Source organism: Delftia sp. PE138, from assembly GCF_018320755.1.
Lineage (GTDB): Bacteria > Pseudomonadota > Gammaproteobacteria > Burkholderiales > Burkholderiaceae_C > Comamonas > Comamonas tsuruhatensis.
The window spans coordinates 300,909-314,017 of the sequence record NZ_JABEPN010000007.1 but is presented as its reverse complement, the minus strand read 5'-3'; the positions used below and the strand labels follow the sequence as shown (position 1 = coordinate 314,017).

The 13,109-nt window shown below is 64.4% G+C and carries 14 protein-coding genes and 1 pseudogene; 6 read left to right on the top strand and 9 right to left on the bottom strand.

The window, feature by feature from the left end:
- The 3 genes and pseudogenes from HFGMBDPB_RS23020 to HFGMBDPB_RS23010 all read right to left on the bottom strand — a co-directional run.
- A pseudogene (locus HFGMBDPB_RS23020) lies at positions 1 to 239 on the bottom strand (IS30 family transposase); the annotation flags it as partial.
- A gap of 209 nt (positions 240 to 448) precedes the next feature.
- Positions 449 to 1,429, bottom strand: a complete 981-nt coding sequence (locus HFGMBDPB_RS23015; RefSeq protein ID WP_133074239.1) for an AraC family transcriptional regulator — start codon at positions 1,427 to 1,429, stop codon at positions 449 to 451.
- Between the two features lie 93 nt (positions 1,430 to 1,522).
- Positions 1,523 to 1,846, bottom strand: coding sequence for a winged helix-turn-helix transcriptional regulator (locus tag HFGMBDPB_RS23010; RefSeq protein WP_013802924.1), 324 nt, complete (start codon positions 1,844 to 1,846; stop codon positions 1,523 to 1,525).
- 150 nt (positions 1,847 to 1,996) lie between these two features.
- On the opposite strand from HFGMBDPB_RS23010, the gene gstA reads away from it, so the two are divergent.
- Positions 1,997 to 2,629, top strand: a complete 633-nt coding sequence (gene gstA / locus HFGMBDPB_RS23005) for a glutathione transferase GstA (RefSeq protein ID WP_133074238.1) — start codon at positions 1,997 to 1,999, stop codon at positions 2,627 to 2,629.
- 119 nt (positions 2,630 to 2,748) lie between these two features.
- Here the strand turns inward: gstA and HFGMBDPB_RS23000 are convergent, their stop codons facing one another.
- The 5 genes from HFGMBDPB_RS23000 to HFGMBDPB_RS22980 form a co-directional block, all read right to left on the bottom strand.
- Positions 2,749 to 3,759: a hypothetical protein gene (locus HFGMBDPB_RS23000; protein WP_133074237.1), complete on the bottom strand. Its 1,011-nt coding sequence runs from the start codon at positions 3,757 to 3,759 to the stop codon at positions 2,749 to 2,751.
- 80 nt (positions 3,760 to 3,839) lie between these two features.
- Positions 3,840 to 5,153, bottom strand: coding sequence for a hypothetical protein (locus HFGMBDPB_RS22995; RefSeq protein WP_133074256.1), 1,314 nt, complete (start codon positions 5,151 to 5,153; stop codon positions 3,840 to 3,842).
- 523 nt (positions 5,154 to 5,676) lie between these two features.
- Positions 5,677 to 6,168: a response regulator transcription factor gene (locus HFGMBDPB_RS22990; RefSeq protein ID WP_212646340.1), complete on the bottom strand. Its 492-nt coding sequence runs from the start codon at positions 6,166 to 6,168 to the stop codon at positions 5,677 to 5,679.
- 378 nt (positions 6,169 to 6,546) lie between these two features.
- Positions 6,547 to 6,762 (bottom strand): hypothetical protein, encoded by a 216-nt coding sequence (locus HFGMBDPB_RS22985; RefSeq protein ID WP_212646339.1) that lies wholly within the window; start codon positions 6,760 to 6,762, stop codon positions 6,547 to 6,549.
- 97 nt (positions 6,763 to 6,859) lie between these two features.
- Entirely contained in the window at positions 6,860 to 7,414 is a 555-nt protein-coding gene (locus HFGMBDPB_RS22980; RefSeq protein WP_212646338.1) for a MarR family winged helix-turn-helix transcriptional regulator, read from the bottom strand.
- A 117-nt stretch (positions 7,415 to 7,531) separates the two neighbouring features.
- Between HFGMBDPB_RS22980 and HFGMBDPB_RS22975 the strand changes: the two genes are divergently transcribed.
- Entirely contained in the window at positions 7,532 to 8,383 is an 852-nt protein-coding gene (locus HFGMBDPB_RS22975; RefSeq protein ID WP_034367241.1) for an EamA family transporter, read from the top strand.
- Positions 8,384 to 8,428: 45 nt separating this feature from the next.
- Positions 8,429 to 9,064 carry a nitroreductase family protein gene (locus tag HFGMBDPB_RS22970; protein ID WP_212646337.1) on the top strand — a complete coding sequence of 212 codons (636 nt, stop codon included), beginning with the start codon at positions 8,429 to 8,431 and terminating at the stop codon, positions 9,062 to 9,064.
- A 28-nt stretch (positions 9,065 to 9,092) separates the two neighbouring features.
- Here the strand turns inward: HFGMBDPB_RS22970 and HFGMBDPB_RS22965 are convergent, their stop codons facing one another.
- A complete protein-coding gene (locus HFGMBDPB_RS22965) occupies positions 9,093 to 9,452 on the bottom strand; it encodes a hypothetical protein (protein WP_016448140.1) in 360 nt (119 codons plus the stop codon).
- 281 nt (positions 9,453 to 9,733) lie between these two features.
- Between HFGMBDPB_RS22965 and nikR the strand changes: the two genes are divergently transcribed.
- From nikR to HFGMBDPB_RS22950, 3 genes are all read left to right on the top strand, one after another.
- On the top strand, positions 9,734 to 10,192 hold the full coding sequence (gene nikR / locus HFGMBDPB_RS22960; RefSeq protein WP_016448139.1) for a nickel-responsive transcriptional regulator NikR: 459 nt from the start codon (positions 9,734 to 9,736) through the stop codon (positions 10,190 to 10,192).
- A gap of 89 nt (positions 10,193 to 10,281) precedes the next feature.
- Positions 10,282 to 12,345 carry a TonB-dependent receptor gene (locus tag HFGMBDPB_RS22955; protein WP_133073459.1) on the top strand — a complete coding sequence of 688 codons (2,064 nt, stop codon included), beginning with the start codon at positions 10,282 to 10,284 and terminating at the stop codon, positions 12,343 to 12,345.
- Positions 12,346 to 12,371: 26 nt separating this feature from the next.
- On the top strand, positions 12,372 to 13,079 hold the full coding sequence (locus HFGMBDPB_RS22950; RefSeq protein WP_133073458.1) for a DUF4198 domain-containing protein: 708 nt from the start codon (positions 12,372 to 12,374) through the stop codon (positions 13,077 to 13,079).
- Positions 13,080 to 13,109: the final 30 nt, after the last annotated feature.

Here is a 13,109-nt window from a genome sequence, read left to right as displayed (position 1 = left end):
GATTCGCCCGCAGCCAATGCCCGCGAGATCTCCTCGCGCTCAGCGAGAGTCAGTGCCAATCGTGATCGATGGCGCGCTGGCGGGCGGATTCCGCCGGTTGCGGCCAGGATGTTCTGAATGGAGGTATGTGGCCGATCGAACAGCTTGCCGATCTGGTGCAGGGTATCGCCCTTGCTCCAGCGATCCCACATCATCGCCTTCTGTGCTTCGGTGTAGTAGATCCGAGGTCGTTGCTTCATGGCCAGCACTCCTTGCGCCAGGTGCAGTCATTGTGTTGCATCGACCGGTTGAATTCACAACCCGAAAGCAGCCGTCGACACCTCGTCCGGATCGATAGCAATCGCTGCAAAGCCGACCCCTGACGGCTAAGGTCCGACGCCTGCAGCGGGTAGTGGATTCAACCGGCCAACCCAACACATTCGTCAAACCTCAACCGGCTTGAGTCGCTTTACAGCGTCCGCACCGGAATGCAGATGTCGCAGCAGAACTCCCCGGTCTCGGCATCCATGGCGGTGGCCACAGAAAACATCTCAAAGCAAGGCCGGTCGTCACATTGCATGCCGCTGGACGGCATCCATTCGCGCGTCAGCCACATCCAGGCGTTGGCCAAGCCCTCGGGTTTTCCTTTGAACCTTGCCACTGCGTAACGGCCGCCCGGCAGAGTTTGGGTATCCACCTGGCCGCTGGCGACGAAATGCGCGGGGACTTCCACGCAGGCGTCATAGCGGCATTTGTTGGTGGGTGTGAGAGAGGGGTCGTCATAGCCTATGCCGTAGCACGTTTGATCGCTGAGGCCATTGGAGTGCATCCACGGCGCAATGGTGCCTCGCCAGAATTGGCCTATGGCTGGCCCATAGGGGCCGATCAAGCGCTGATAGGCGACATGTGCTTTGGGTAGATCAATGATGCGTACGTCCATGGCGATTTCTTCCTTCAGGTGACAAGAGCCCTGAGGTTCGCCGAACGCGCATGGGTCTTCCTGATGGAGATTGCCGAAGACCTGATCAGGATTGCTCTGCTGGCTGCCTGGTTGCTGCCCGATGGCGGCCGCCTGGGTTTTCAGCCGCTCAAGCGTGGTGGAGCGCCAGCCCGATGGCGTGCAGCCAAACTTGAGCTTGAAGGCGCGCGCAAATGCTTCGCCCGATTGGAAGCCGGTGGCCAAGGCGGTTTCAAGCACGGTTTCCTTGCTGCCGCAGGACAGCCGGAATGCCGCTTTCTCGAGCCGTCGGCGCTGCGCATAGCTGCCCAGCGTTTCTCCCATCCATGCCGCAAAAATTCGGTGAAAGTGAAAGCGCGAGAAATTGGCGATGTCGGCCAGATGTGCGCCATCGAGAGGCTGATCCAGGTGGGCGTCGATGTAGTTGAGCACGCGATTGATCCGTCGCGCGTACTCGGCGCGGGATGCCTGCTCGGAAGGCTTGTTCGTCATGGTCGTTGTTCTTCAAATCACCGTGCATGCGGCGATGGGGCTTGCCTGTCAGCAGGGGGGGCGGATGGAGACGACCAGCCGGCGCAGTTTTCGTCAGGCCGGCGCCTTGCCTTTCACCCACAACCCAAACTCCTTCATCACCCCCACCACCGGCTTGAGCCGCTCCCCATCCTGGGTCAATTCGTACTCCACCTTGATCGGCGCAGTAGGGTAGACCGTGCGCTTGACTAGGCCCGCTTCCTCCAGCGCGCGAAGGTCCAGGGTGAGGGAGCGTTGGGAGATGCCGGGCATGTCGCGGCGCAGGTCGTTGAAGCGCCGGGGGCCGTCGATGAGGTAGGAGGCGATGAGCAGCCTCCAGCGGCCGCCCAGCAGGCGCATGGCTTCTTCCACGGAGCAGCCGGAGATGTTGGATTTCATAGCACATTCATCATAGGCAGGCGGCAGGTATATTTTTTTAACCTATGGGCAGTTTTATTGCCTTCTTCCAGATTTATCCCTGGTGCATGACATTGGCCAGGGGCTGTGCCTGAACGCGCAGGCCCCTTGTTCCATCACCAGAGAAATTCCATGAAGCTGTATTACCTGCCCGGCGCCTGTTCGCTGGCGCCGCACATTGTCCTGAACGAGCTGGGGCTTGATTTCCAACTGGTCCGGGTGGACCACAAGACCCACCAGACGGAAGACGGCAGGGACTTCCGTGCGCTCAGCCCGTTCGGCTATGTCCCCCTGCTGGAACTGGACGACGGCAGCCTGCTGCGGGAAGGGCCCGCCGTCCTGCAGTACTTGGCGGACCTGCGGCCTGCGTCGCTTCTGGCGCCGGCCCATGGCAGCCTGGAGCGCTATCGGCTGCTGGAGTGGCTGGCCTTTCTGAATTCGGAGATCCACAAGGGCTTCATCCCGCTGCTGTATGCGGTGGCGGCGGGAAAGTACGGCGTGGAGACGGCCAAGCCCAAGCTGGAGCAGCGGTATGCCTGGGTGGATTCGCAACTGGCCGGCAAGCGCTACCTGATGGGCGATGGCTTCACCGTGGCCGATGCCTATCTGTACGCGCTCACGCAGTGGGGGCAGGCGCCGTGGCTGGAGTCGGTCTACAAGACGAGCATTCGCTTCGATGGCCTGGAGCATCTTGCCGGCTGGTATGCGCGGATGCGGGAGCGGCCTGCCGTGCGCCAGGCGCTGCAGGCCGAAGGTTTGCGATAGGGCCGGTGGCCGCCACGCATGCGGCCACCACGCACTTTGCTGCGTCATGGCAAGCAGCCCCTTGAGGGGGCCCAATGCAAATCGTCTGACGTGAAGTGACGTGGTGTGGACGTGACGGATCACGCCAAGGTTTCAAGGCTCACGGCCACGATGACGGGGGAAGGATCGGTGTTCACGAGGCGCAAGGCCTGGTTTGGCTGTCCGTCTCCGCGTGCGCGCTGAACCGTCACACCCATGGCCTGCACGGTGTCCGCCTCGTCCAGCGTCTGGCGCAGCGAGGCGGGGATCGGCGCTGCGGCAGTGAAGTCGAAGCGGGGTTTCAACGCAACGTAGAAAGTTGACACACGGCACGCCATCAGGCCGCCAGGCCCGAAGAATACGCCTGCATCCGGCACCAGGCCGCGACCCAGCGCCACCATCGAGGCGTCGTACCAGCTGCCGGGGTAGATCGGCACTTGGTCCCAGCATTCAGAGGTGATCGTCACCGTCTCCAGCGAAGCGGCGGGTAGCGCAAGGACGCGGCCGGAAGCGTCCAGGGCCTGCAGGGAAGCCGGAGCCTGCGGCCCTGCGCCGGATGTGTCGTTGAGATTCAAGCGCAAGGTGCCGGGGTTTGCGATCGTGCCGACAGCCACTGCTGCGCTCCACTCCGACGAACTCTTGGGCAGTGTCCAGATCGGTTTCCACTGGAGGTAGCCGGTCTCGTACACCTTGGTCCATCCCACCGGAGTGGGCGAGTATGCAGGTTCGCCTGGAGGCGTTGCCATCTTCTGCATGGCGCCTGCAAGCATCGACTGATAGGGGAATTTGCAGGCTTCGAGTACCTGCAGAAAGGTCTTGTATCCCTGCGAAAAGCTGCGCCCCGACGCTTGGTACAGCGCGCCATTGGCAGCGGACTGGGGCACCGTGTCTGCAAAGAGAAACTGCGCGTCGGCCATGGTGCCGGTCACTGGATCCGGCCAGTTCCACGCGGTCACCGGCATCAGCATCTGCCCCCGCACCAGCGGCGCCGAAATGGATGCCGAGCGCTTGAACACCATGCCGGTTTTCGGCCCGCTCGATACGCTTGGGGCCCTTGGGGGCGGAGGCACCAGATCAGCCAGGCCGCCGAGGAACTGATGGATCACGTTCATGAACGCTGTCTCCGGTTGACGGGGGTGGGCGGGGTGGGCAGGACCGGCCGCGGCGTCCCGCCCACCCGCTGGTCTTCAGGTCAGTGGATGCCCGGGAAATCAACGATCACGCCGATGATTTGCGGGTTCACCGAGGTGCTGCTTCCCTTGAAGGTATTGGCCTGTGCGGTGCTCTTGGTGTACTCGGACTGGTGACCGCCCGTGCCACCGAAGGTGAAGGGCCCGATGCGCACACCCGCGCTGGCCTCGAAGGCCTGCTTGTTCTGCTGATAGGTGTTGGCGCTCATCGTGATCTCGAACGAAGGCTTGTAGACGACCAGCAGCTCGGACACCCTTGCCGCGACGATGCCGTTCGGGCCGAACAGGGAGCTCGATCCCGGGCCGCCGTTGGCCACCCACGGGGCGACGATGGTGTAGCCCTGGCCGCCCGGCCCCTGCTGTGCCTTGGCCAATTCGCTCATGAAGCCGCCCGGGTACCAGTCGCCCGGATTCACCTTCACGCGCGTGGAGGACTCGCAGCTGATCTTCACTGCCGAGCTCGAGTCCTGGTTGAACAGGTCGGACTTGCTCCAGCCGCCCGATGCGTTGACGCTCCAGAAGAAGTTGCCAACGCTGGTCGAGCCCTTGGCAAACGAGGACTTGAAGTCGCTGCTCGACTGCGAAGATTTCATCGCGATCGAGAACGCGCCTGCGCTGCCATTGCTGAGCGCTGCGCGCCAGTCCGCGCCCGTCGTGTCGATGTGGAAGTCCGGCTGCCAGCGCAGGATGCCCGAGCCATCCGGCACCTTGGTCCAGCCTGCCGGTGCGTTGTTTGAGGCAGGGTCGCCCGACGGAATCTGCATCATGTCGATGGCGCGCTGCAGATCGCTGGGCATGCTGGCCCGCTCCAGCTCCATCTTCATCTTCACCGCCTGGTTGTAGGCGTTGGTGGCCGCCTGGATGGCGGCAACGTAGGCAGCAGCCTCCGGCGCGTTGTTGAGCCAGGTGTTGATGTCAGGGTAGCGGGCTGCGAATATCAAGCCGCCGTTCTGCTTTGAACTCAGGTAGAACTGGTTCATGTCGCTGTTGGCCTTGGCCATCGCATTGCTTTTTTGGACGCACAGGTTAGCCAGCTCCGCCTGATTGGCCTGCTGCTCGGGGCTGACCTTGAATGTCACGTGACCAAAGATCTGGCGAACGGCGTCGAAGAGCGTCGCATCGAGGCTGCCGTACTGGCCGATCGCGGACCACTGCGGCATGCCGCTGACGATCTGATAGGCGGCCGGTTCCCATTGCCCGGTCGGAGCCGTGCCCCAGCTGAAGTCCTTGGGGGTGCCAAGCAACTGGAAATTCGGGGTGCCGAGATTATCGACAAGGGCGTTGTACAACTGGCTGAACATGGCTTGATCTGACATGGCGTGCAATTCCTGAAATTGAATGGATAGGGAGCGACATGAGGTTTGAAGTCATGAACGCTTTTCTTTGCCAATGAGAATGATTGCCCGGTATTGGGCCTAAGGCATGTGGTGCTTGGGAGAAATCGCAGGGGGTGACCGCGAAGAATGATTCATGGCGGGATACTCCTTTGAGTTGCGTGCAAGGATCCGACACGTGGGTGCCGGGAAGATGCCTCGACGGATGCGGACCGTAGAGACGAAAAAACCAAAAGGCGAAGAGACTGAAAGGCGAAGAGATATGAGCCTCTGCAGTTGTTCAAGGCTCGCGCGGATATTCCATGTCAACCGCGCAAACCTCAAATGCAATGGTGCCTGCTGCAGCCGCCATAAGGAGATTGCTCACCCTCCGGTTGATCCAAAGTCGCGAAAGTCAATGTCCGAGATTCGTTGTGCTCATCATGCCCAATTGCACCAGGAGGGTGGAATACTTCCAATGTCGTATTCGGTGGGTACGGACAGGCGATGCACGCTGGCCTGGATATCAGGTGTCGCCGCCATTGCGAGTTGCCGTTGGCGCGAATGTCTGCAACTGGGCCGTGCTTGTCAGGCCCAGTTTGCGCAGAATGTTTTCGCGATGCTTGCGCACGGTCAAGTCGCTGAGGTAAAGCGAACGTGCGATCTCCTTGCTGGTGAGTCCCGCCAGCACGTGCGCCAACACCTCCTGCTCGCGAGGAGACAGAGGGAGCGGTGAGCGGGCAGCGCTCAACCAGCCTTGCCGCCTGGCATGCGTGACGAGTTCTACGGCATTGCGCAGGCCCAGCCGTGTACACATATTGCTGCGGTGCTTGCGTACCGTGTGTTCGCTGATGCCCAGCGTGTGCGCAATGTCCTTGCAACCAAGGCCTTTGGCCATCGCTTCGAGTACATCGATTTCGCGCGCGGTGAGCGCAGACGCGATGACTTCATCAGCTGTTGGATGCTCAGCATCGAGATGGCATTCGCTATTTGCCAAAGCTATTTCCGATATGTCCATGGTATGTCTCCCATTTCTTATGTGCCGATGCCATAGGGCCATTTCACGCCGAAGCCTCGGCGAGACTGCTTTGCACAGTGCCGTTTGAAAGATTGAATAACTCGCTAAACCGCCTGTTTACCGCCTGAGTAAACTGGCGTCATGCCATTCGTGTGAAAATTGTGCGGTAAAGGATCAGCCGGAAAAAGCCTGAACATTGGACGATTGAAAATCGCGCGCATTCAGCCTGTGGCAGCCTTTTGTATCCAAGGCGGGAGATTAGTAAACCATTATCAAGATGGTGTGGTGCGTTGAGGGAGTATCAAAGTCGTTTGAGAATCTGTTATCGCCATTTCACCGTTGGAATGGACATCTTAGTGGAAATCTTTGGTGAAATCATTACATCTGGCTACAAAAATTCGACACCAGGGTTTTTGCAGCAGATTGTGGGAAAGCCAATGGTCTTCTGTGGGTCGCGCTTGTGTGATCAGGATTTTCTGGCATTGCCCAGCCGAGTCCAGGATGCGGGCTGTAGCGCGGGTCTTGAGACATGCGGGTAAGCAATTGCTGCCATGGCGCATCGAGATGCGGCTGGGTGCCTGCGATGTGCTTCAAGGGAAGCGCCTCTTTTGCCAAAAGCGTTCCCGGGTCATGACGAAGGGCGTGAGCACCACGACCGTCGCCAGTTCCAACGACCTGGATAGACGCCAGTTCAGGGGGCAGGGCGGGTGCACTCCTCAGGCCCGCCCTCCAGCACGCGCAGCAGCAGGGAGAGCCTCTCATCCAGCTCGGCCAGTTCGGCGGCAGGCATGGGCGCCAGCATGGCGCGCTCGTTGTCCAGGTGCGCTTCCACCGCGCGGTCTATCAGCTCCAGCCCCTGGTCGGTGAGCTGCACCAGCATGCTGCGCGCGTCCTGCGGGTTGGGCAGGCGCTGTACCAGGCCGCGCGTCTCCAGGCTTTTCATGCGGTGGGTCATGGTGCCCGAGGTGACCATGAGCGTGGAGAACAAGGCCGTGGGCGTGAGGCAGAAGGGCGCGCCCGAGCGGCGCAGCGTGGCCAGCACGTCGAACTCCCACATGGTCATGCCGAAGCGTGCAAAGCATTCCTCCAGCCGCTGCTCCAGCAGGGCGGCGCAGCGCTTGATGCGGCCTATGGGCCCCATGGGGCTGGGGTCCAGGTCCGGGCGTTCGCGGCGCCATTGGGCCAGGATGGTGTCGACATGGTCGGGCAGGCGTTGGGAGGAGGGGTGGGAGGGGGGGTAGGTCATTTGTCTTGATTTTAAGATAAATCGTGCATAATGGGTTTGTCTTGAATTGAAGATAAATCCATGTCCTCCTCCTCATCGTCCTGTACCTCCACTGCTCCTGCTGCAGCCAGCGCTGCCATGTCATGGCGCGACATCCTGCTGACCGCGCTGGCGCCCGCCATCTGGGGCTCCACCTACATCGTCACTTCCGAACTGCTGCCGCCAGACCGGCCGTTCACGGCCGCGCTGATCCGCGTGCTGCCGGCCGGGTTGCTGCTGGTGCTGTTCACGCGGCGGCTGCCAGCGGGTTCGGGCTGGTGGCGGCTGGCGGTGCTGGGCGCGCTGAACATCGGCGTGTTCCAGGCGCTGCTGTTCGTGGCGGCCTACCGGCTGCCGGGCGGGCTGGCGGCCGTGCTGGGCGCCGTGCAGCCGCTGCTGGTGATGGCCCTGGCCTGGGGGGTGGACGGGCGCTCCCCTGCGCGGCTGACGCTGTGGGCCGCCGTGGCGGGCATTGCGGGCATGGCAGTGCTGCTGCTGTCGCCGCAGACGGTGTTCGAGCCCGTGGGCATGGCGGCGGCGCTGGCCGGCGCGGTGTGCATGGCGGCCGGCACGTGGCTGACGCGGCGCTGGCGCGTGGACTTGCCGGTGCTGGCGCTGACGGGCTGGCAGCTGCTGTTTGGCGGGCTGATGCTGCTGCCGCTGGCCTGGTGGGTGGATGCGCCGCTGCCCGCGCTGTCTCTCACCCAGCTGGGTGCCTATGCCTACCTGTGCCTGGCCGGCGCGCTGCTGGCCTATGTGCTGTGGTTTCGCGGCATCGGGCGCCTGCCTTCGGTGGCCGTGTCGTCATTGGGCTTGTTGAGCCCGCTCACGGCCGTGGTCCTGGGCTGGGCGCTGCTGTCGCAGTCCATGACGGGCATGTCCTTCCTGGGCCTGCTGGTGGTGCTGGCCAGCGTGCTGGTGGTGCAGTGGTCGGCTTCGCGCGGCGCCTGAGTTTCTGGCATCGAGGTTCCTCTTTTTTCCCACCGAGCGTTTCACATGACTTCTTCCGAACTTTCCTCCATGCCCGTCGGGCAGGCCATCGCTTCGCGCATTTCCGCAGACCGTTTCGAGCCGGGCCGCCCGCTGGCCGACGAAACCCTGGCCGCGCTGGTGGCCCAGGCCTCGCTGTCCCCGTCGGCCTACAACCTGCAGAACTGGCGCTTCATTGCCGTGCGCACACCCGAGGCCAAGGCGCGCCTGAAGGCCGCCGCCTATGGGCAGCAGAAGGTGGAGGACGCCTCTGCCGTCTTCATCGTCTGCGGCACGCTGGCCGCCCATGCGCGGCTGGCGGAGTTCTTGCAGCCCAGCGTGGACAGCGGCGTGATGAGCCAGCGCACGGCCGATGGCTGGGTGGCGCAGGCCCATGCCGCGCATGCGGACAATCTGCAGTTGCAGCGCGACGAGGCCGTGCGCTCGGCCTCGCTGGCGGCCATGACGCTGATGCTGTCCGCCCAGGGCCTGGGGCTGGCCAGCTGCCCCATGGTGGGATTCGATGCGGAACTGCTGGCAGCGGGCTTTGGCCTGCAGGCCCACGAACTGCCCGTGATGCTGGTGGCCGTGGGCCACGCGGCCGGCACGCTGCGCCCGCAGAAGGCGCGCAGGCCGCTGGCCGACATCCTGGCCTATGCCTGAGCGTGGGATGGGTTGGCGGGGCGCGGGCTCAGCTGGCAGGCTGCAGCTGCATGCCCAGGCGCGAGAACAGGATCTGCCGGCCGTCGCCCTGCAGGCGCTGTATCACCATGCCACCATCGCGGTGCAGGTAGATGCGCAGGGCGCTGCCGTTGCCGGGATCGTGGTCCAGGTAGCAGGGGTCCTTGTCCAGGTCCTTCCAGCCATGGGGTTCGACCAGCCGGCGGCCGGCGATGCGGCGCAGCTCGGACTCGGGCGCCGCGAAATAGGTGTGGGTCTGCAGCCACAGCGTGCGCAGCTGTTCGAAGGCCTGGTCGCGAGAAGAACAGGCGGGCGCAGCCTCCAGCAGGGACAGCAGCATGTCCAGAAGCTGATCGAATGAATACTGCATGCCGCGCCCCTTTCAGCGATCGACGGTGCGCACCGCGCATCCTCGATCAGCGTAACCGGATATGGCGCGAATGTGAACAAAGCATGACCGTGGTGGTTTGTCGCTATTGCCAGTCCGTACCGACAGTGATTGGCGCGGCTGTTGCATGTGGGGCATGTGAGGCATGTGGGGCAAGGGCCTGGATGGCCGGACAATGGCTGGCAGATCCGGCGTGATGCCTGTCTTTTGCGCCTGCCCCGCTGTTGCCGCCATCTTCCTGTTTCCCTTCACTTGTGCTGCCCATGGAACGCTTCACCATCTCCATCGACGACGACCTGGCCCGTGATTTCGACGGCTGGATCGCCGCGCGCGGCTACGACAACCGCTCCGAAGCCATACGCGACGTGCTGCGTGCCCACCTGGCCCAGGTGCGCGAGCGCGAGGACGCCGACGGCCTGTGCGTGGCCAACCTGTCCTATGTCTACAACCACCACGAGCGCGATCTGTCCGAGCGCCTGGCCAGCCTGCAGCACGACCACCATGAGCTGCACATGGCCACCACGCACGTGCACCTGGACCACGAGCAATGCATTGAAACCGTCATGCTGCGCGGCCCGGCCAGCGCCGTGCGGCGCTTTGCCGACACCATCACGGCCGAGCGCGGCGTGCACCACGGCCAGCTCAACGTGGTGATGGTGCGCAGGGCAGAGCCTGGCGGGCACGATCACGCGCACCACCATCCGCATTCGCACGACGATTGAGCCAGCCCGGGGCCGGGCGCCTTGCGCAGGCCCTGTCATGCAGGTCGGTATGAAGTTTGCTTTTTTCTTCATACAACTCCTTGAAACGCATGACACATCCCCTGAATTCCCCTTCCCGGCGCCTTGCCGTGCACCAGATTGCAGCAGCTGGCCTGCTGGGCCTGGGTTGCATTCCCCATGTCGGTGCACAGCAGGCGGGCAACGCCACGGCCAGCCTGCAGGCTGTCGAGGTCAAGGGCCAGACCGCGCGCGGCGCCTCGGCCGCCTACACCACCAGCGTGATCGAGGCCGAGGACATCGCCAACGCCCATGTCAGCCATCCGCAGGAGCTGCTGCGCCAGGTGCCGGGCATGAATGTGCAGAACTACCAGCTGTCCGGCGTGGGTGACGCCATCGTCATGCGCGGCTTCGGCGGTGGCGGGCACGGCGGCGACGTAGGCGTGGTGCTGGACGGCATTCCACTGAACGAGGCCATGTCGCATGCCGACGGCTATGTGGACCTGGGCGTCATCGTGCCGCTGGAGATGGAGCGCATCAGCATCTACAAGGGGCCGGTGTCGGCGCTGTACGGCAACTTCAACCGCGCAGGGCTGATGGCGATAGAGACGCGCAAGCAGGGCGACTACACCCCCTACCGCGAGGCCGACGTGAGCCTGGCCTCGCACGGCACGCTGGACGCTCAGGCGGCGCTGGGGCTGAAGCCGGGCGATGGCGAGTTCCTGAACCTGGCGGCCCAGCACTACCGCACGGACGGTTTCCGCGCGCAGTCGCAAATGCAGCGCAGCACGGCATCCCTGCGCTGGAGCAAGCGGCTCTCGTCGCAGCTGGAAGTGGCGCTGTCGGCACGGCTGCACCACGGCGAGGGCGACTCGCCTTCGTACCTGACGGCGGGGCAGTTCGCACGCGATCCGCATGGCATCGATCCGCGCGCCATGAACGATGGCACGCGCAAGAACTTCGCCACGCTGCGCGCCGATGTGCAGTACGCGCTCTCGCCACGGCTGACCTGGCTGGGCTATGCCTACACCACGCAGCAAAGCTTCACGCGCTGGTTCAGCCGGCCCATCGACGCACTGCAGTGGCGCCAGCGCGAGGAAAGCTATGACCGCGCCGTCTACGGCGCAGGCACCAGCCTCAATGGCCGCCATGCCACGGCGCTGACCCCGATCAACTGGGTGGCGGGTCTGGAGGCCGTGCGTGAGTCCACCGACTACCAGTTCTACGACGGCCTGCAGTGGCGCGAGCGCACGGGCGCTGCCCTGGATGACCGCAATTCCAGGCTCAACACCCTCTCGGCCTTTGCCGAGGTGGATGCGCCCGTTCACCGCCTGCTGCAGCTGTCCGCCGGCCTGCGCTGGGATCGCTTCACGGGCGGCTGCCGTCCCAACGGCCCTGAGGCGGGCAGCGACCCCTGCGGCCCGCTGGCGCGCACCTCGCATGCCAGCCCCAAGCTGGGCCTGCGCTCGCAGGTGGCGCCGGGTGTGCTGCTGCGCGCCAGCTGGTCCGAAGGATTTGCGCTGGCCAGCGATTTCGCCAAGTACGCGCTGGGCGCCGCGCAGCTCGATCCCAACATCTTCCGCCAGACTGAAGTGGGCGCGCAGATCAAGCCCATGCCGGGCCTGGTGCTGGATGTGGCCGCCTATAGGCTGCAGTCCTCGGGCGAGATCCGCAGCGTGGCGCCCGGCGTCTATGAGAACTTCGGCGCAACGCGCCGCACGGGCGTGGAGGCCAGCGCGCTGTGGGCCGTGCGCAAGAACCTGGACCTGCAAGTGGCCTGGGGCAGCGCCCATTCGCGCGTGACCGAGAACGGCAACCCGGCCCTGGTCGGCAACCAGGTGGCCGGCGTGCCCCGGCAGACGGCCACCGTGGGCCTGGCCTGGCGCCCGCTGGCGCAGTGGGAAGGCTCGCTCACCTGGCGCCGCGTGGGCCGCTATGCCGTCACCGCCGACAACAGCGTCTTCTACGGCGGCTACGCCACCTGGGACCTGGGCCTGAGCTGGCGCCTGCCTTCGGCGCGCAGCCGCATCTACGCCGTGGTCTCCAACCTGGGGGACAAGGCCTATGCCACGTCGGCCTCGGTCATCCGCGGCGTGCCGCTGTTCGCGCCCGGCGCGCCGCGCACGCTCAAGGTCGGCGTACAGACGCAGTTTTGAGGAAACCCCAAATGAGAAACAGGTACATGACAGCCCGCCATCCCTTCGCCGCCGCAGCGTTCGCTGCGCTGCTGGCCTGCGCACCGCTGGCCCAGGCCCACAACGTCTGGCTGGAGCCCGATGCCGACGGCGCCTACACCGTGCAGTTCGGCGGCCATGAGGGCAAGCTGGAGAACTTTGCGGCCGGCAAGCTCAAGAGCGTTGAGGCCTATGACGCGCGCGGCCGCCGCATCGACGTGGCCGTGCAGCCCGTGCCCGGCGGCGCCCGCGCCACGCCGGCCCGCAAGGCCGCGCTGCTGGCCGCGCATTTCGACAACGGATTTTTCAGCCGCGTGGGCGAGGGGCCGATGGTCGAAAAGCCCATGACCGAGAACCCCGGTGCCACCAGCGGCGTGCATGCGCTCAAGTTCCACAAGACCATCCTCGAATGGGGCCCGGTCACCCGCGAGAAGCTGGGCCAGACCCTGGAGATCATCGCCAGGACCCGCCGCTCGCCCCACGCGGGCGAGCCCCAGCAATTCCAGGTGCTGCTGAACGGCCAGCCCCGGGCTGGCGTGCGCGTGTCGCTGGGAGAAAGCGGCCCCCCACTGGCAACCGATGCCGACGGCCTGGTAACCGTCACACCGCGTGCCGGCATGAACCAGCTGCTGGCCATCGTGCGCCTGCCTGTCTCCGGCGACGCGCGTACCACCAGCCTCAGCTACGAGTACCTGCTGGGGTTCTCGGCGCATTGAAAGGGGCTGGCGGCCCGGCGTGGCCCGGCG